The sequence below is a fragment of the Tsuneonella sediminis genome, from assembly GCF_051912845.1.
In the GTDB taxonomy this organism is placed as follows: Bacteria; Pseudomonadota; Alphaproteobacteria; order Sphingomonadales; family Sphingomonadaceae; genus Tsuneonella; species Tsuneonella sediminis.
This window is the reverse complement of record NZ_JBNCBU010000001.1, coordinates 147,635-164,878: the sequence shown is the minus strand read 5'-3', so window position 1 is coordinate 164,878 and position 17,244 is coordinate 147,635. Positions and strand designations below refer to the sequence as shown.

Sequence of the window (17,244 nt, the reverse complement as noted above, 5' to 3'; positions counted from 1 at the left end):
TCGGCAGTTCTCCTGTCAGGCCGCGGCGCGCGGCGTTTCGCCTTCGAGCCAGTCGATCAGCAGCGCCAGCATGCGGCGCACTGCGCCGTCCTGCTCCGCGACGCGTTCTTCGAGTTCCGCAAGACGCTGCTGCCAAGCCTCGTCGGCCCCGATTGAGGCAGGTCGCGATCGGCCGAGATCGGCAATCGCCCGCTGAAGCTCGGCGATGCGTGCATCCCGGTCCGCGAGAAGCTTCTCGACCTCGGCCCCCGGCATCGCGGCGGACGAAAAGGCGTGCTTGATCGGTCCGGCCGCGGGGGGCGCCGACAGCTTCGACGAAGGATTGGGCGCCGCCATCGGGAACGTGCTCTCGTCCTGCATTTCCTTGCGGATCGACGACAGCATCGCCGCATCGAGTCGCGTGCGCTTCTCGACCGCGCCGAGCAGAAGCAGCCGGCTCATCATCTGGTTGACCCTTCGCGGAATTCCGCCGGTCGCCTCGTGCAGGTCCGCGAAGACCCGCTGGTCGATGGCCGGATTGCCCGACCAGCCCACGCACTTGAGCCGGTGGCTCACGTAGGGCTCGATCTCCTCGCGCTCCATCGCATCGAGGTGGTGCGCGGCAATCACGCGCTGGCGCAGCTGTTCGAGCTGCGCATGGTCGGCCAGCACCTGCCTGAATTCCGGCTGCCCCAGCAGAAGCGTCTGGAGCAGCGGGTGTGCGCCCAGCTGGAAGTTTGACAGCATGCGCAGCTCCTCCAGCGCCTCGACGCTGAGGTTTTGCGATTCATCGACCACAAGAAGGCAGCGGCGACCCGCGCGCGCCTCGTCCTGAAGAAACCCCTCGATCGCGGCGAGCGCGGCGGCCTTGTCGCCGCTCCCGGCCAGATCGATGCCGAACGCCTGCGCGGCCGAGATCACCATTTCCTCGCCATCGAGGTTGCTGGTGACGATCTGTCCGACCGTAAGCTGGCTGGGATCGATCCTGCGCATCAGGTGCGCCACCAGCGTCGACTTGCCCGCGCCCACCTCGCCGGTGATGACGATGAAGCCTTCGCCCTGCGCCAGCCCGTAGCCCAAATAGCTCAGCGCCTTGCGGTGCGTTCCGCTCTCGAAATAGAAGTTCGGATCGGGCGTCAGCTGGAAGGGCCGGGCCGAAAGACCGTAGAAATCGTCGAACATGCTCTTCTCTCAGTTCCGTTACGGTCGTCGTCAGAAGTCGTAGCGCAGGCCCAGCAGCGCGGCGGCTGTGGACAGGTCGCGGCCTGCGGTGTCGCTTTCGAACCGATCCAGGCTGATCGCGGCGTTCGCAGACAGTCCGCTGTCGATGTACCGGCGATAGGCGGCAGCGGCGCCGAGCACGGTCGCATCCCCTCCGCCGGCAATGCCGCTCTTGAGCCACTGGATACGCGAATTGACCGTAAAGCTGTCGCGCGGGCTCAACTGGCCGGTCAGATAGCTCGCAACCCAGTAACTTTCGTCGACAACGCCGTTAGCCGCGGCGAGCACGGTGCCGGGTGCGCCGATGAACCGGCGACGGTCGTAGCCTGCGCCGATCCCGCCCGACATCCGGCCGACCCGCTTTGAAACGCCAAGCTGCACGCCGCGCCCGCGGAAAATAGCCGAGCGGACCGAACCCAGCACGCCGGTCAGGCAGCCCCCACCTTGGGTCGCGCTGACGCAACCCTGCAGATCGCCGGTGACCGGGTTGCGGATGGCCGCGAAGTCGGTCGGCAGGGCGGCAAGCGCGTTCGTCAGCAATCCGCCGAAACCCGAGATCCCGTCGTAGACCGACAGGTTCACCGACGTCCGGGTATCGGGTGCCCAGGCGAAGCTGCCGTAGTAGGTCGTCGAATCGTAGCGTTTGCCGACGTGTGCTTCGGCCGCAGTGCGGCTCGATGGGCGCCAGACGACGCCCACGTCCCAGATCAGGCCCGAAACGTCATAGGCAAGCCTGCGCGGCGACGACGGATCGGTTACGAAGCGGCCATCGGCGCCAATCAGCGGGTTGCCCGCGGCGTCGCGCGCGGCGTCGCGGTTCGAGATCTCGACATCCTCGTATCCGACACCCCCGACCAGCGCGAGGCTGGGTCCGAGGGGAACCGTCACGTCGCTGCGCCAGTGAAGGTCGCGAACGCGGCTATCGAGGGTGGTGGTGTCCTCCTGGTAGAACCCTGCTCCCACCCCGATACCCACCGGCAGGGGCGCCCCCGGCCTGAGTCCGGCGTGAACGTTGGCGCTCTGGACCACGCTTTCGTCGAACACGTCGACCCGCGCCGCGCCGGGTGCCAGTGCGACAGCGTCGGGCGCCTCGGCGCGGGTATAACCGACCCGGTAGTTGGCGTTGATTTCTGCCTCTCCCGCGCTCGTGTGCAGGGCGGGTCCGGCATAGGCCGAATAGATGCGGCTTTCCGCGGGATCGCTACGGACGGGAGTGAAAGTGGCGCCATTGCCCTCTACCCGCGTTCGCGTAGCGAGTGCGCCCGCTTCCAGCGTGAGCGCGTTGGGAACGACAGTAGCGTAGCCGCGCGCGAGGCCGCTGAGGGTTGAGCTGTCCGAGACCCGGTCGTCGTAACCGAATGTCCGCTCGTAGCGGATCGAAGCCGAACCGCCGTTATGGCGCCCCTGCACGCTGGCGTCGACCCCGACCGCCGCCTGACTGTATGTAACGGTATCGTCCCCGGGCGAAAGTTCGGCGGCGAGGACGTGACTCGCCTCGACATAGGGACCGATGCGCACCGCCTTTCGGCCGTCGTCGGAACCGCGTTCCTGTGCATGGGCGGGAACCGCCGCGACCGTCATGGCGCAAGCGAGTGCAATGGCTGTCCGGTTCACCGCCCTACCCCTCGTAACCATAGTACGTTCCGAATTTTCGCCCGCTCGGACTGAAATGCGCCGCGTTGAGCAGGAGCTTGATGTCGGGACACGAGCCGAGCAGACGCACTGCATCCTCGAGCGCACTGCGCCCGGTCCGGTCGGCGCGGCAGACGAGCAGCGCCTGGCCGACATGCTTGGCAAGCTCGGCCGCCGGCGATGCCGCCAGTGCCGGCGGACTGTCGAACACGATCATCCGGTGCGGTGCACCGCGCGTCAGTCGGTCGAGAACTTCGGCGGTGCGTGCGCTGGCCAGGTATTCACTGTCGGCCGTGCTCTGTTCGCCGGCTGGCAACACGAACAGTCCCGGAATGTCGGTCGCGAGCACGAGATTTTCGACTTCGACCGAGCGGTCCGCGAGCGCATCCATCAGGCCCGGGCGCTTGGGCAAGCCAAGGGTCGACAGTACCGAGGGCTTGGCGAAATCCGCGTCGATCAGCAGAACCTCGCGCTCGCGTTCGCCAGCCATCGCGACGGCAAGGTTGATTGCGCAGAACGTCTTGCCTTCTCCCGGGTGCGGCGAGCAGACGAGCACCCGGCGCGAACTTGCGTCGCCGGCCGCATTGGCCGCGGCGATGACCTCGCGCTTGACGATGCGAAACTCCTCGAGAAGCGCGGTCGCCCCAGCTTCGGGTACGATGATCCCGCGATCGGCCAGCCTGTCGCGATCGATCGAGTGACGGGGGCCAGAAAATCGGACCGGCTTCTCGTTTACGGGCGACGCGACCGCGCGCGGGGGTGCCGGCGGCAGATCGCCGGATGCTCCAGCCTCGCCCCTGTCCGCACCAGTCGCCGTTCTTGCAGCCGAGGCAGCCTCGTGCCTGGAGACTCCCGCGCGTTTCGCCGGCGGTTCCTCGAGCCGTTCGGGCATCTTTGCCGGGCGGAAGGGATCCAGCCCGAAAGCCCCGCTTGCGCGCTCCAGCAGCGAACCAGTGCCCGGATCTTCCGGCGGTTCGCCCGGAAGCAGGATCCTGGTCTGTTCGGTCATCTTGCCCGCCCCCTCACGCGACCATGCCGCGCTGGACGAACTCGATCCCCAGCAGCACCACGAACAGGCCGGCGAGCGCTCCGCTGCCGGCGTAGAACATTTTCATCCGCTTCGCCCGCAGCGCTCTGCCCCCTTCCGACAGTGTCTCGGAGATCGAGCCGAGCACGGGCAGATCGAACGCCCGTTCGAGGGCCGCCGCAGTGGCGAAGGTCGACCTCACCTGCGAAAGCGCGAACGCGGTGCCGATGCCCGCCGCCATTCCCGCCACGAGCACGCCGAACAGCAGCAGCGGGCGATTCGGCGATGCCGGCTGACGCGGCGTGGTGGGCGGATCGACGACGTCGAACTTGAAGCTCGAGCGTTCGCTCTCGACTTGCCCGCGCAAACGCATCTCCTCGCGGTTCTGGAGGAGTTCGTCGTATTTCTTCTTCAGCACTTCGTAATCGCGGCTGATCCGGTTCGCTTCGGCGGAGACGGCCGGTTCGCTCGCCTGGTCGGCCATCGCCCCGCTGATCTCGGCCTGGAGGGCCGCCTTGCGGGCCAGCAACGCCTGGACGTTCGCTTCGCGCTCCGCCTTGATCGAAACGAGCGAGCTGTAGGCGGGATTGGGCATGCCCGCCGCAGCGCTTCCCGCGCCGCTTTTCTGCAGCAGGGCGATCTGGCGTTTCAATGCGACGATGTCGGGATGGCTGTCGGTTAGCCCGCGCGCCTGAAGCCCGGCCAGCTGGGCCTGTGCCTGGCCCAGCGCGCTGCCGTCGCCCGCGCCCGCGAGCGTCCGGGGCGTACCGGCGAGCTGACCGCTGATCGCGGCGAGCGCGCTCTGCGCGGCGGCAAGGTCTGCCTCCACACCGCGCAGCTCCTGCCGGGTGCCCGACAGGCGGCCGGCTATCGCGGTCGATCCGCCGACAAGCTCGGGATGCTCCGCCTCGAATTGCGAGAGCTTCGCCTCGGCCGTTTCGAGCTCGGCTTTCCTTTCCTCGAGCTGCTGGTCGAGGAAGACCACCGTTTCGGCAACTTCGCCGCGATTGCCGGCGATGTTCTCCTCGCGGAAAATGTCGATCAGCTTCTGCACGACGTTTTGCGCCAGCCGGGCGTTTTCGGCATCCGACAGCTTGCGCTTGCCGATCTGCGCGGTGATGGTGAACAAGTTGTCCTCGACGCTCTCGACCTTGACGTCCTCGGCAAGTGCCGCGACCGCCTTCTCCATCTCGCGCTGGCTGGCGATGTCCCTGCCGAGGTCGGTTCCGCGGACCACTTTCTCCAGGTTCACCGCGCCCGCGAGGGTCTTCTTGACCCGCTGGATCTCGTCTGCGCCGCCGTTAGCGATCTTGAGCTGCTCGGACAGCACATCGTCGAGCTGGACGTAGATCCGCGCCTTCGATTCGTAGGCGTTCGGGATCAGCGCCACCGCGATCCAGCCGAGCAGGCACACGCCCCAGGCGACGCCCAGCACCAGCCATCGCCTGGTCCAGGCCGAGTACGCGGCTGCGCGCAGTTCCTCGAAGACTTCGTTCATCGCGCGCCGGGCCCTGTCAGAACATGCTTTCCGGGATGATGATCACATCGCCCGGCTGGAGCATGACGTTGGCCTCGCTCTCGCCGCGCTTGAGCAGGTCTCCGAGCCGCAGGCCGAATTCCCTCTGCCGCCCCGCCTGCTTGTCGAAACGGATCAGCTTGGCCCGGTTGCCCGCGGCGAACTCGCTGAGACCCCCGACCGCGATCATCGCGTCGAGCACCGTCATGTTCGCCCGGTAGGGGATGCTGGCCGGCTTCTCGGTCGCGCCGACTATCCGGATCTGCTGGCTGAAGGTCCCGGCAAAGTTGGTGACGATGACGCTGACCAGCGGCTCCTCGATGTACTGCGAAAGCTGGAGCCGGATATCCTCGGACAGCATCGCCGGGGTCTTGCCGACCGCGGGCATGTCGCTGACAAGCGGCGTGGTGATGCGGCCATCGGGGCGAACCTGGATCTTCTCCGCGCTCAATTCGGGGTTGCGCCAGACACTGACGGTCAGCTCGTCGAGGGGTCCGATAACGTAATCCTCGCCCGGCCCTTCCTGCATCGCGACGAAGGACGCGGGCGGCAACTGGCCCCCGCCACCGGTCGCACAGCCGGCCAGCATCAGCGCACCGAGGGTCGTGCTGGCGAGAAGGCGGAAAGGACGGGGAATCAGCATCGATGCATCCTCAAAGCTCGCGTTGCGCGGTCACGGTGCATCGTCCGGGAGCTACCCGGTGCACCGCACAGGCGCGGGTACCGGCCTGCTGTCTGGCCGAAATTGGTGAACATACCGTTAGGTTTGAGGGGCCTTGAGAGGGCCGGTCCCATATCGGGACAGTGCCCGGGTAAAGGTTAAACCAGCATCTCGTGAGCCGGGCCCTGGCCAAGGAACATGGCAGGGGACGCGCTGGCGCCGTAGGCCCCTGCGCAGAACACCGCGACAATGTCGCCGACCTCGGCCCGGGGCAGCATGGCCTTGTCCGCAAGCCGGTCGAGCGGGGTGCACAGGCACCCCACGACGTTCGCTTCCTCGTCCGCCTGCGCATCGAAGCGGGTAGCGATGGCGACAGGATAATTGCGGCGCACGACCGTGCCGAAATTGCCCGACGCCGCAAGCTGGTGGTGCAAACCGCCATCGGTGACGAGGTAGGTCTCGCCGTGGCTCTGCTTGCGGTCGACTATTTGACAGAGGTAAACCCCTGCCTCGCCTACCAGGAACCGACCCAGCTCGATGCAGAGCTGCGTGTCCGCAAGCGTGTCCGGCAAGTCTGCGAACCGCGCGGCAAGGCGCGCGCCAACGATCTCGAGGTCGACAGGGGCATCGCCCGCGAAGTAGGGGATCCCCAGCCCGCCGCCCATGTTGAGCCTGGGAAGCGGGCCGTGACCGATCTCGCGTGCAAGCCGGTCGGCAAGGTCCAGCACGTTGCCCTGCGTCTCGGCGATTGCCTCGGCGTCGAGAGCCTGGCTTCCGGTGAAGATGTGCAGGCCCCGCCATTCGGCGCCCACCGCGATCACCTCGCGCGCGAGCGCCGGCACGCGCTCTGCATCGATGCCGAAGGGCTTGGCGCCGCCGCCCATTTTCATGCCGCTTCCACGAAGTTCGAAATCCGGATTGACGCGAATTGCGACGCGGGGCGGCCTGCCGAGCCGCTTGCCGATCGCGAATGCGCGGCGCGCCTCGTTCTCGCTTTCGCAATTGATCGTCGCCCCAGCCGCGATCGCCGCTTCAAGCTCCCGGTCGCGTTTACCGGGCCCGGCAAAGCTGATGAGCGCCGGGTCGATCCCCGCCGCGGTGGCCTGGGCCAGCTCGCCACCGGAGGCGATGTCGAACCCGTCGGCTAGCCCCGCCATGTGTTCGAGCAGGGGCTGCCAGGAATTGGCCTTCACCGCGTAGTGGATCGCCAGCCGCTCGGGCATGGCACGGCGCAACCGGATCATGCGATCGGTCATGTGGCGCCGCGAATAGACGAACAGGGGCGTCCCGCCCGCTTCTGCTACGAGTTCTCGCGCGGTCCGCTCGCCGACCGCGAGCTGCCCGTTTATCGCTTCGTACCCGCTCGGGATCGGACCGAGCGGCTTCATGCGCCCAGTTCCGTAGCCAGCATGTTGCGGTCGAGCTTGCCGTTCGGGTTGCGCGGCATCTCGGCATACTGGCGGATGATCTTGGGCTGCATGAAGTTGGGCAACGTCGCCCCGAGCGCTTTGCGCAAGGCATCCTCGTCGAACGCGCCAACGGGGCGCACCGCCAGACACACCGCTTGTCCCAGCCGTTTGTCGGGCACGCCGACCGCGACGGCCTCTGCCGCCAGACCGCTAGCAATCGCCGCATCCTCGATCTCCTGCGGACTGATGCGATTGCCGGCGCTCTTGATCATCGCGTCGCGCCGGCCAACGAAGTAAAGCAGGCCGTCGGCCTCGCGCCGCACACGGTCGCCCGACCACACCGCCATCCCGCCGGAGTGCGATGCATCGGGTGCGGGCCGGAACCGCTCGGCCGTGCGGACCTCGTCCTTCCAGTAGCCGAGTGCGACGAGCGGTCCGGCGTGGACGAGCTCCCCTTCCTCCCCATCCGCCGCCACGGTTCCATCGTCGGCCACGACGACGATTTCCGCGAAGGGGATCGCCCTCCCCATCGAGGTCGGGTGGGTATCGACCAGCGCGGGGTCCAGGTAAGTCGAGCGAAAAGCCTCGGTGAGGCCATACATTGGAAATAGCCGGGCCTGCGGAAACGTCTGCCGCAGCGCTCTTACCAGTGGCTCGGTCAGCGCGCCCCCGCTGTTCGTCAGCCGGCGCAGTGGAGCTGCGGCATGCTCGGGCCAGTCGATCTCGGCCAGCTGGAGCCACAGCGGCGGCACTGCCGCCAGTGTCGTGACGCCGTGTCTTGCGCAGGCTTTCACCACGTCGCGGGGCACGAGGTAATCGAGCGGGACGACGCATCCGCCCGCATACCAGGTGCTGAAGAGCTGGTTCTGCCCGTAATCGAAACTCAACGGGAGGACCGCCAGCGTCACGTCGTCTGGCGCCATGTCGAGGTAATGCGCAACGCTTACGGCGCCGAGCCACATGTTCGCATGGCTCAACATCACTCCCTTGGGCTTGCCCGTCGAACCGCTCGTATAAAGGATGGCGGCGACCTTTCCGGGATCCTCGGCCGACGGACCGATCGGATCACAACCTTCGGCACCGTCCCAAATCGCGGCCTCGCAGATCATGGCGCAGTGGCCTGGCACGTCGCCGGGTTCAAGGCTGTCGAGCCGTGCCCTGGTGCCGACGAGCATCACCGCGCCGCTGTCTGCCAGGATGTGCGCGACCTGCATCCGCTTGAGCAGGGGATTGATGGGCACGTGGACCATCCCCGCGCGGGCACAGGCGAGCGGAAGGAGACAGGTCGTCTCACCCTTCGCCGCCCAGCTTGCGATGCGGTCGCCCCTGGCCGCCCGTTGTGCCAGCCACGCTGCGAGCAGTCCGACACGGGTTCTTAAGCCCTCGAAGCTAAGGGTGCCGGTGCGCAAGACCAGCGCCGACGCTTGTCCCTCGCCCCGTTCGGCGAGGTGATCGAGCGGCCGGGGCCGGGGATCGAGCGCAACTGGCATGGACACTCCGAAGGCGAAACGGGCTTGAGCGCGGTCAGCTATCACGACACGGTTAACGTCTTGCAAGCCGCAGATGCGGATTGCGGGCCGTTCGAGCGGACGGAATGGTTCACGCTGCTCGCCGAGGCGGGCCAGGCTCCGCTCGTCGCGCGGGCAGGCAACGCCGAACTCGTGCTGACCGAAGCGAACGGACGGATCGAAGCCTACCGGAACTGGTACGCATTCACCTGGCGCCCGCGGGGCGACAACCTGGTCCTCCTCGCTTCGATTGCACGGAACCTGCGCGACAGGACCCACCGCGTCACCCTGTGGCCGGTTCCCAACGAGGACGGCAGCGCGGACCGCCTGGAGCAGGCGTTCAGGATCGCGGGATGGCATGTCCGCACCGAGCCCTGTGACCATAATCATGTCCTGCCCGTCCGGGGCCGCAGCTTCGCCGATTACTGGGCTGCCCGTCCCGGCCGGATGCGCACGACGCTCAAGAGGAAGGGGAAGAAGGTCGAGGTGGAGATATTCGATCGTTTCGACCCCGATGCCTGGGCCGAGTACGAGGCCATCTATGCGGAGAGCTGGAAACCTGAAGAGGGCGATCCCGCCTTCTTGCGGCGATTTGCGCAGGCCGAGGGCGCAGCCGGCCGCATCCGCCTGGGCGTCGCCCGGACACATGAGAGTAAAGCGGTCGCTGCGCAGTTCTGGACGGTCGAAGATCGCACGGCCTACATCCACAAGCTCGCGCACCGGGAGGACGCGAGCGCCCTTTCGGCGGGAACCACGCTCAGCGCCGCGCTGTTCGAGCGAGTGATCGATCACGACCGGGTCGAACTCGTCGATTTCGGAACCGGTGACGATCCGTACAAGCGCGACTGGATGGAGGTCGACCGGCCACGCTACCGCATCGACTGCCTCGACCCCCGGCAACCGAAAGCCTGGCCCGCACTGGCCAAGCGCGCGCTTGCGCAGGCCCAGCGCGCTCGCTAGGGCGCAGCCCGCGCTTTCGTGAGGGGAAAAGCCCGGATGACTGACGGCCACCATCTCGCGCCAAGTCGCGCGGCGATCGACGCGAAGCTTCGCGCGATTCTCGGCGATGTCCTTGGCCTCGATGCCCAGCGGGTTGCCGCATTCGATGCGGGCACCGGCCTGTTTGGACACCTGCCTGAACTGGATTCGATGGCCGTCGCCGGGTTGCTCACGGAAATGGAAGACCGGCTCGATATCGTCATCGACGACGACGACGTCGACGGCGAGATGCTCGAAACCTACGGCGGTCTGCTGGCCTTCGCCGAGGGCAAAGCCGCAGCGACGTGACCTCGCTCGACCTCGTCGAATGGCCGTGTCCCGTTGCTGGCGGCGGGACGCGAGAGGAGATGGCGCTCGTTTTCGACGGGCGTCGGCAAGCGCGTGTGCTCGTTCTTCCCGCGTGGTTCGACGAGGCCAACAAGCTGCGCCGAACGACTGTCGAGGTGATGCGTCGACTCGACCTGTCGGGCATCGATTCCATGCTGCCCGACTTGCCGGGCTGCAACGAGAGCCTGGCGAAGCTGTCCGAGCAGACGCTCGATACCTGGCGCGAGGCGTCCGCCGCCGCCGCGACCCGTTTTTCCGCCACTCACGTGCTGTCGATTCGTGCCGGGGCCTTGCTCGTGCCCGAGGCGTTGCCAGGCTGGCAGTATGCTCCCGCCGGCGGCCGACAGGTCTTGCGCTCGATGATCCGGGCGCGCACGATCGCTGCCCGGGAAGCCGGCCGCGACGAGCGAACGGAAGACCTGATGGCGCTCGGGCGCAGCGAAGGAATCGAGCTTGCGGGGTGGCCCATCGGAGCCGCGATGTTCCGCGATCTCGAGGCTGCCGAGCCGGCGAGCGACCTGATCGAGATCGAGCAGGCTGCACTCGGCGGAGCGGCCCTTTGGCTGCGCGCCGAACCCGACGACGATCCCGAGCAGGCCGATGCCCTTGCGGCGATGATCGCTATCGGGATCGGCGGCGCATGAGCCGCCTCCATCTTACCTTCAACTGCGCGGGTACCATGCTCGCGGGCACGCTTGACACTGCGCCGAGCACAAGCGGCCTCCTGATCGTCTCCGGAGGCAACGAAGTGCGCAGCGGTGCCTTTTCGGGCCAGGCCGCGCTGGCCGCGCGCATTGCGCGAAAGGGTTTCCCGGTATTCCGCTTCGATCGCCGGGGAGTCGGCGACAGCGGGGGCGAGAACAAGGGATTCCGCAAGAGCCGCAAGGACCTGGAGGCAGCGCTGGCGGCTTTTCGCGCGATCGCTCCCCACGTGGACCGGGTGGTCGGCTTCGGCAACTGCGACGCCGCCAGCGCTCTGATGCTGGCCGAGGGCGATGGCTTCGACGCCCTGGTCTTGTCCAATCCCTGGACCCTTGAGGATGCAGGCTCCGTCCCCCCACCGGCCGCCGTCCGCGCCCGCTATTCGGCAAAACTGAAGGATCCGAAGGAAATTCTGCGGTTGCTGAAGGGCGGAGTGGACGTTCCCAAGCTGGCACGGGGACTGCTCCAGGCTGCGAGGCCCGGTGGCAGACCCTCGAATCTCGCGGGAGAAATCGCGGCCGGGCTCGCAGGGTTCAGTGGTCCTGCCAGGATCATCCTCGCGGGAGCCGACCGGACAGCACAGGCTTTCGATGCGAACTGGCCGGATGGCGACGCGCGCCTCACGCGCTGCCCTGGCGCCAGCCATGCGTGGGTCGAACCCCACGCGCGCGAGTTTCTGGACAGCGAATTACTGGCCATGCTGCGCGCCTGAACCCGCGATCAGCGGACGAACAGGCTGGCAAGCTCGACGTGCGTGGACCAGCGGAACTGGCCCACCGGCCTCAGCTCGGCCAGCACGAAGCCCGCGTCGATTAGCGTTCGCGCGTCCTTCGCCCAGCTGACCGGGTTACAACTGACGTAAACCACCCGGCTGACGCCGCTGGTCGCGATAGCGGCAACCTGTTCGCGCGCGCCGGCGCGCGGGGGGTCGAGCAGGACGGCGTCGAAAGCGCCGACTTCGTGAGGCGCAAGGGGATTTCGGAAGAGGTCGCGGTGGTGCGCCGACACCCGTCCGCCGGACCGCGCCGACGCCGCCCGGCATGCGAGATGCGCGCCGCGCGCAGCCTCGTAGGCGTCGACGCGCTTGTCGAGCGCAAAGGCGAACGTACCGAGCCCCGCGAACAGGTCGGCAACGTGCTCGCTGTTCGCCAGCCATTCCCGGGCTGCTGCGACCAGCGCGGCTTCGCCGTCGTCGGTAGCCTGAAGGAAGGATCCGGGCGGCAGCGGCACGGACGCGCTGCCAAGCGTCACGGTGACCGGCTCGGGCTCCCAAACCGCCTCGGGACCGAAGCCCAGGTCGACCGTCAGCCGCGCGAGACGTTGGCTCCGGGCGAAATCGAGCGCCGCCTCGGTCGCTTCGAGCCCCTCCACGACAAACCCCTTGAGCCCGCAATCAACCCCTCGATCGGTCACCGAAAGCTCGACGTCGACTGCCCACCGCCCCCGCTGGGCGGACAGCATCGTCCGCAGGGGTGCGACGAGCGCGAACAGCTCGGGTCGCAGGACATGACACTCCGCAAGGTCAACTATCCTGTGCGAAGCGGATTCCCTGAATCCAATGACGACCTTTCCCCCGGCGGGCTGGGCATGGAGCGTCGCCCGGCGACGGCTTCGGGGAGGGGACAAATGCGCCGCGGCAATGCCGGCAGGCTCGATGCCCTGAGCCCTCGCGGCGTTCAGCACCCGGTCGCTCACGAAGTCCGCCAGTGCAGCATCGTCGAGGTGCTGCAGCTGACATCCCCCGCAGCGACCGAAATGGCGGCAGGGCGGAACTGCGTGATGCGGTCCCGGTTGCACGGCTCCATCTGCGAGCACGACGTCGCCCGGCGCGGCCAGCGCGACGTGGCGACCACTCGCCGTCACACCGTCGCCCCTCGCGGCCACGCGAACTATTTCTTCGCCGCTCGTCACAGGAAACGGTCGTAAGCATATGAAATATGCTGCACAAGATCGTCGGCAATCGGGCTGGTCCCGGCCAGTCGGGCCGCTTCACCGTGTATCCAGACAGCCTCGCCCGCCGCCTCGAACGGGGGTCTGCCGACTGCGAGGCGACTTGCCGCCAATCCTGCGAGCACATCGCCCGTCCCGGCGCCCGCAAGCCATGTCGGTGCTGGCCGAAAGAACGCGAGGCGTCCATCGGCGGCGGCCAGGACGGTGTCGGGACCCTTGGCCAGCACGGTCAGGCCCGTCGCGCCGGCGAGCGACTTCACGCGGTCGACCTTGCCCTCGGCCACCACGCCCAGCGCGGCGCAAAGGCGGGACAGTTCGCCTTCATGCGGGGTCAGAAGCAGCCGCGAGGGATCGACGCCTTCGAGAAGGTCGTCGTCGAGAAGATGAAGCGCATCCGCATCAAGCACAGTGGGCTTTCCCGCGTCGAGCACCGCGCCCAGCATCGTTCGGGCGAGCGCATCGCGGCCCAGTCCGGGTCCCACCACGAGCGACGACCAGCGCCGGTCGCCGAGCGCGGTGTCGAGATCGGATGTATCGACCACCAGCGCGGCCGGTGCTGCCGGATGCGAATGCGCCGAAAGGAGTTTCACGTACCCCGCCCCGCCGCGCATGGCCGCCGTCGCAGCGAGGATCGCGGCGCCCGGCATCCGACCGGCTACCACCCCGACAAGGCCGCGCGAATACTTGTGCGCATCCCGTGCCGGGGGGACGAAGCGTGGACGCCGATAGACACCGGCCGCGTCCCCGATGGGGCTGACCCCGATCTCGACCAGCCGCGTTTCGCCGAGCACGCCGAGCGCGGGCATCAGAAAATGAGCCGGCTTCCATGCGCCCAGCGCCAGCGTCAGGTCGCAAGGCTGCACCGCGCCAAGGAGATCGCCGTCATCGGTCGAGACGCCGCTCGGGAGATCGACGCCAACGGTGTATGCATGGTCCGCGGCAAGCCGGGCCAGCAGCGCTTCGTGGTCCCGGGACAGGGCGCGGGTCAGTCCCGAACCGAACAGGCAATCGACGAAGATACCGCCATGGGCACCATCAGGCGCCGTCGCGACCTCGCCGCCCCAGGCCGATCGAGCTTTGCGCGCGGCCTCGGTTGTCGGCTCGCAGGGCGCAACTACCTTCACCCCCAGGCCGCGTGACCGCAGGGTTTCCGCGATGACGTAGCCGTCGCCCCCGTTGTTTCCGGGACCGCACAGCACCGTGACCCCTCGCCCGGCCGCCACCCGCCAGACCCATTCCGCCGCCCCGCGTCCGGCGCGCAGCATGAGTTCGTCGACGGAGGTATCGTCTGCGATCAGCGCTTCTTCGGCGGCGCGCATCTGCGCCGCGGTGAGAACCTGATCAGCGGGTTGCATCGATATCTGCCGGAAACCGGTAGCGATCGGCACCGACGGTGACTTCCAGAACCGGCGGGTCGCCCGCGATCGCGTTCACCGCGTCGTCGGCACCGTCGACCGCAATCATCCCGCGGCGATCCGGCGCGATCCGGAAGCGGCGGAACTTGCCGTCGGGATGGCGGACGACGAATTCGCCGCCCTCTTCACCCGCGACTCTTTCGACGAGGCAATCGGGGCCCATATTGCCGCCCTCGCCCAGCGCGCATTCGATACGCGTCGCACCCTCCGCGGCCTGCGGCTGGGTCTCCCCGCCGCAGGCCGCGACCAAGAGCGCTGCCATGACCGGAGCGAACCGCTTCAACGCCGCAGCCTGCCTACGTCGCGCACCGCGCCGCGCGCAGCGCTGGTCGTCAACGCGGCATAGGCCTGGAGCGCTGGGGACACTGCGCGCGGGCGCGGCCGGGCTGGGAACCAGCCCTTCTTGTCCTGCTCGATCCTGCGGCGGGCCAATTCATCGTCGGGCACGACCAGCTGAATGGTCCTGTTGGGGATGTCGATCTCGATCCAATCGCCATCCTCGACGAGACCGATTGCTCCCCCTTCGGCAGCCTCGGGACTGGCGTGGCCGATCGACAGCCCGCTCGTTCCGCCCGAAAACCGCCCATCGGTCACCAAGGCGCATGCGGCGCCAAGCCCCTTCGACTTGAGGTAGCTCGTCGGATAGAGCATCTCCTGCATGCCTGGCCCGCCACGCGGCCCTTCGTAGCGGATCACCACGACATCGCCTTCGACGACCTGGTCGGTCAGGATCGCCGCCACCGCAGCGTCCTGGCTCTCGAAGACCTTCGCCGGTCCGCCAAAGGTAAGGATGCTCTCGTCGACGCCGGCCGTCTTCACAATGCATCCGTCCTTGGCGATGTTGCCGAACAGCACCGCGAGGCCGCCGTCCTGGCTGAATGCATGGTCCTTCGACCGGATCACGCCGCTGGCCCGATCGGTGTCGAGATCGTCCCAGCGCCGTGACTGGCTGAAAGCGGTCTGTGTCGGCACCCCGCCCGGTGCGGCGCGGTAGAAATCCTGCACCTTGGGGTTGTTCGTCAGCCGCACATCCCAATCGGCAAGCGCATCGCCCATCGTGGGTGAATGCACGGTGGGCAAGGCAGTGTGGAGGAGCCCCGCCCGGTCGAGCTCGCCCAGGATGGCCATGATCCCCCCCGCCCTGTGGACGTCCTCCATGTGGACGTCGCTCTTTGCCGGGGCGACCTTGCAGAGGCACGGCACCTCACGGCTCAACCGGTCGATGTCCTGCATGGTGAAATCGACCCCCGCCTCGTGCGCCGCGGCGAGCAGGTGGAGTACGGTGTTGGTCGACCCCCCCATTGCGATGTCGAGGCTCATCGCGTTCTCGAACGCCTCGAACGAGGCGACCGATCGCGGCAGCACGCTGTCGTCGTCCTCGCCGTAGTAGCGACGGCATAGCTCGACCACTAGTCGCCCCGCGCGCTCGAACAGCCCCTGCCGGTCCGCATGAGTAGCCAGTACCGACCCGTTGCCGGGCAGCGACAGCCCGAGAGCTTCGGTCAGGCAGTTCATCGAGTTGGCGGTGAACATTCCCGAACAACTGCCGCACGTGGGGCAAGCGGCCTTCTCGATGTCGGCCACTTCCTCGTCGGTGTACTTCTCGTCGGCGGCAGCGACCATCGCATCGACGAGGTCAAGGGCGACCTCCTTGCCCTTTACGACGACCTTGCCCGCTTCCATCGGCCCGCCGCTCACGAAGACTGCGGGGATGTTGATCCGCATCGCGGCCATCAGCATTCCGGGGGTGATCTTGTCGCAATTCGAGATGCACACCATCGCGTCGGCGCAATGGGCGTTGACCATGTACTCGACGCTGTCGGCGATCAGCTCGCGGCTGGGAAGCGAATAGAGCATACCGTCGTGCCCCATCGCGATGCCGTCATCGACGGCAATAGTGTTGAATTCCTTGGCGACCCCGCCCGCAGCCTCGATCTGCCGCGCGACGAGCTGGCCAAGGTCTTTCAGGTGAACGTGTCCGGGGACAAACTGGGTGAAGCTGTTCACGACCGCGACGATCGGCTTGCCGAAATCGTCGTCCTTCATCCCTGTCGCACGCCACAGGCCGCGCGCGCCGGCCATGTTGCGGCCGTGGGTGGTCGTGCGGGAGCGAAGTTCGGGCATGGGCAAGGATCCTTGGCTGTCGGGACCCGGTTAGGCCAGACGCCGCGCGAACCCCAACGGCTTTTCCTTACGCCGCCTCAAGCATGAGTGCCACCCGGCCGGCGACGTCGGCTATCATCGCCGCCCAGCGGGCCTGGCCTGCTTCGGTCACGATCTGGTCCTGTCGCACCTCGATCGCGAGATAATGCCTCCCGTGCATCTCGGCGTGGCGGTTCATCGTCGCGTTCAGTTCCTTGCCGGAATAGGGCTGGTTGTCACCCACCGTCAGTCCCTGTTCGCCAAAAAGGCGGATGGCATGCCGCGCGGGCAGGTCGTCCTTGTTATAGAGCAGCGTGACCTCCCAGGGCCGTTCCTCGACCCTGCTTGAAAGAGCGGGCGTAAAGCTATGCAAGGAAATGATAAGTCCGGGATCGGCTTCGTCGAGCCATTTGGCCAGCGCATGATGATAGGGGCGGTGGAAGCGGTCGAGCCTGGCTTCGACATTCGCGCCGATGTTGCCCGGAACGAGGTGCCCGTCGCTGGTAGTGGGAACGACTGCCGGATGATCCTCCTCGCGGTGAAGATCGCACACGAGGCGACTGACTGTAGCCAGATGCGCCGGCACGCCGTGACGGCGCGCCATGCGCTCGGCGACACCCTCGACCCCGATGTCGAGCGCGACGTGCTCACTCAGGAGGTTTGGGTCGATCCCCAGTTCGACATCGCCGGGCACGAAGTTCGAGGCGTGGTCCGCCACGAGCACAAGCCCCCTGCGTCGTGGTTCGGGACCCACCC

16 protein-coding genes are annotated in these 17,244 nt (G+C 67.4%); 4 read left to right on the top strand and 12 right to left on the bottom strand.

Going from position 1 to position 17,244, the window contains the following annotated elements:
* Positions 1–15 precede the first annotated feature (15 nt).
* The 7 genes from ACPV3N_RS00845 to ACPV3N_RS00815 form a co-directional block, all read right to left on the bottom strand.
* Positions 16–1,161 carry an XrtA/PEP-CTERM system-associated ATPase gene (locus ACPV3N_RS00845; RefSeq protein WP_440113313.1) on the bottom strand — a complete coding sequence of 382 codons (1,146 nt, stop codon included), beginning with the start codon at positions 1,159–1,161 and terminating at the stop codon, positions 16–18.
* A gap of 30 nt (positions 1,162–1,191) precedes the next feature.
* Positions 1,192–2,814 carry a preprotein translocase subunit YajC gene (locus ACPV3N_RS00840; protein WP_440113311.1) on the bottom strand — a complete coding sequence of 541 codons (1,623 nt, stop codon included), beginning with the start codon at positions 2,812–2,814 and terminating at the stop codon, positions 1,192–1,194.
* 4 nt (positions 2,815–2,818) lie between these two features.
* Positions 2,819–3,841, bottom strand: coding sequence for a P-loop NTPase family protein (locus ACPV3N_RS00835; RefSeq protein ID WP_440113308.1), 1,023 nt, complete (start codon positions 3,839–3,841; stop codon positions 2,819–2,821).
* A 13-nt stretch (positions 3,842–3,854) separates the two neighbouring features.
* Positions 3,855–5,357 carry an XrtA system polysaccharide chain length determinant gene (locus tag ACPV3N_RS00830; RefSeq protein ID WP_440113305.1) on the bottom strand — a complete coding sequence of 501 codons (1,503 nt, stop codon included), beginning with the start codon at positions 5,355–5,357 and terminating at the stop codon, positions 3,855–3,857.
* Between the two features lie 16 nt (positions 5,358–5,373).
* A complete protein-coding gene (locus ACPV3N_RS00825) occupies positions 5,374–6,018 on the bottom strand; it encodes an XrtA/PEP-CTERM system exopolysaccharide export protein (RefSeq protein WP_440113302.1) in 645 nt (214 codons plus the stop codon).
* Positions 6,019–6,194: 176 nt separating this feature from the next.
* A complete protein-coding gene (locus ACPV3N_RS00820; protein WP_440113299.1) occupies positions 6,195–7,424 on the bottom strand; it encodes a pyridoxal-dependent decarboxylase, exosortase A system-associated in 1,230 nt (409 codons plus the stop codon).
* Positions 7,421–8,935, bottom strand: coding sequence for an acyl-CoA ligase (AMP-forming), exosortase A system-associated (locus ACPV3N_RS00815; RefSeq protein ID WP_440117381.1), 1,515 nt, complete (start codon positions 8,933–8,935; stop codon positions 7,421–7,423). The genes ACPV3N_RS00820 and ACPV3N_RS00815 overlap by 4 nt, the downstream gene beginning before the upstream one ends.
* Positions 8,936–8,959: 24 nt before the next feature.
* On the opposite strand from ACPV3N_RS00815, the gene ACPV3N_RS00810 reads away from it, so the two are divergent.
* The 4 genes from ACPV3N_RS00810 to ACPV3N_RS00795 are packed head-to-tail and all read left to right on the top strand — an operon-like array spanning position 8,960 to position 11,693.
* Positions 8,960–9,913, top strand: a complete 954-nt coding sequence (locus ACPV3N_RS00810) for a GNAT family N-acetyltransferase (RefSeq protein WP_440113296.1) — start codon at positions 8,960–8,962, stop codon at positions 9,911–9,913.
* Between the two features lie 36 nt (positions 9,914–9,949).
* The gene (locus ACPV3N_RS00805; protein ID WP_440113293.1) at positions 9,950–10,240 is read left to right on the top strand and encodes a phosphopantetheine-binding protein; all 291 of its coding nucleotides are present in this window, start codon (positions 9,950–9,952) and stop codon (positions 10,238–10,240) included.
* Entirely contained in the window at positions 10,237–10,923 is a 687-nt protein-coding gene (locus ACPV3N_RS00800; protein ID WP_440113290.1) for an alpha/beta hydrolase family protein, read from the top strand. The genes ACPV3N_RS00805 and ACPV3N_RS00800 overlap by 4 nt, the downstream gene beginning before the upstream one ends.
* The gene (locus tag ACPV3N_RS00795) at positions 10,920–11,693 is read left to right on the top strand and encodes a hydrolase 1, exosortase A system-associated (RefSeq protein WP_440113287.1); all 774 of its coding nucleotides are present in this window, start codon (positions 10,920–10,922) and stop codon (positions 11,691–11,693) included. The genes ACPV3N_RS00800 and ACPV3N_RS00795 overlap by 4 nt, the downstream gene beginning before the upstream one ends.
* 8 nt (positions 11,694–11,701) lie before the next feature.
* On the opposite strand, the gene ACPV3N_RS00790 is transcribed toward ACPV3N_RS00795, so the two are convergent.
* From ACPV3N_RS00790 to ACPV3N_RS00770, 5 genes are all read right to left on the bottom strand, one after another.
* A complete protein-coding gene (locus ACPV3N_RS00790; RefSeq protein WP_440113284.1) occupies positions 11,702–12,892 on the bottom strand; it encodes a class I SAM-dependent RNA methyltransferase in 1,191 nt (396 codons plus the stop codon).
* Complete coding sequence (locus ACPV3N_RS00785) at positions 12,889–14,286, bottom strand: NAD(P)H-hydrate dehydratase (RefSeq protein WP_440113281.1); 1,398 nt, start codon at positions 14,284–14,286, stop codon at positions 12,889–12,891. The genes ACPV3N_RS00790 and ACPV3N_RS00785 overlap by 4 nt, the downstream gene beginning before the upstream one ends.
* On the bottom strand, positions 14,273–14,608 hold the full coding sequence (locus ACPV3N_RS00780; RefSeq protein WP_440113278.1) for a hypothetical protein: 336 nt from the start codon (positions 14,606–14,608) through the stop codon (positions 14,273–14,275). The genes ACPV3N_RS00785 and ACPV3N_RS00780 overlap by 14 nt, the downstream gene beginning before the upstream one ends.
* Before the next feature lie 17 nt (positions 14,609–14,625).
* Positions 14,626–16,470 carry a dihydroxy-acid dehydratase gene (gene ilvD, locus ACPV3N_RS00775; protein WP_440113275.1) on the bottom strand — a complete coding sequence of 615 codons (1,845 nt, stop codon included), beginning with the start codon at positions 16,468–16,470 and terminating at the stop codon, positions 14,626–14,628.
* 67 nt (positions 16,471–16,537) lie between these two features.
* Positions 16,538–17,212 carry an N-formylglutamate amidohydrolase gene (locus ACPV3N_RS00770; RefSeq protein WP_440117379.1) on the bottom strand — a complete coding sequence of 225 codons (675 nt, stop codon included), beginning with the start codon at positions 17,210–17,212 and terminating at the stop codon, positions 16,538–16,540.
* Between the last annotated feature and the right edge of the window lie 32 nt (positions 17,213–17,244).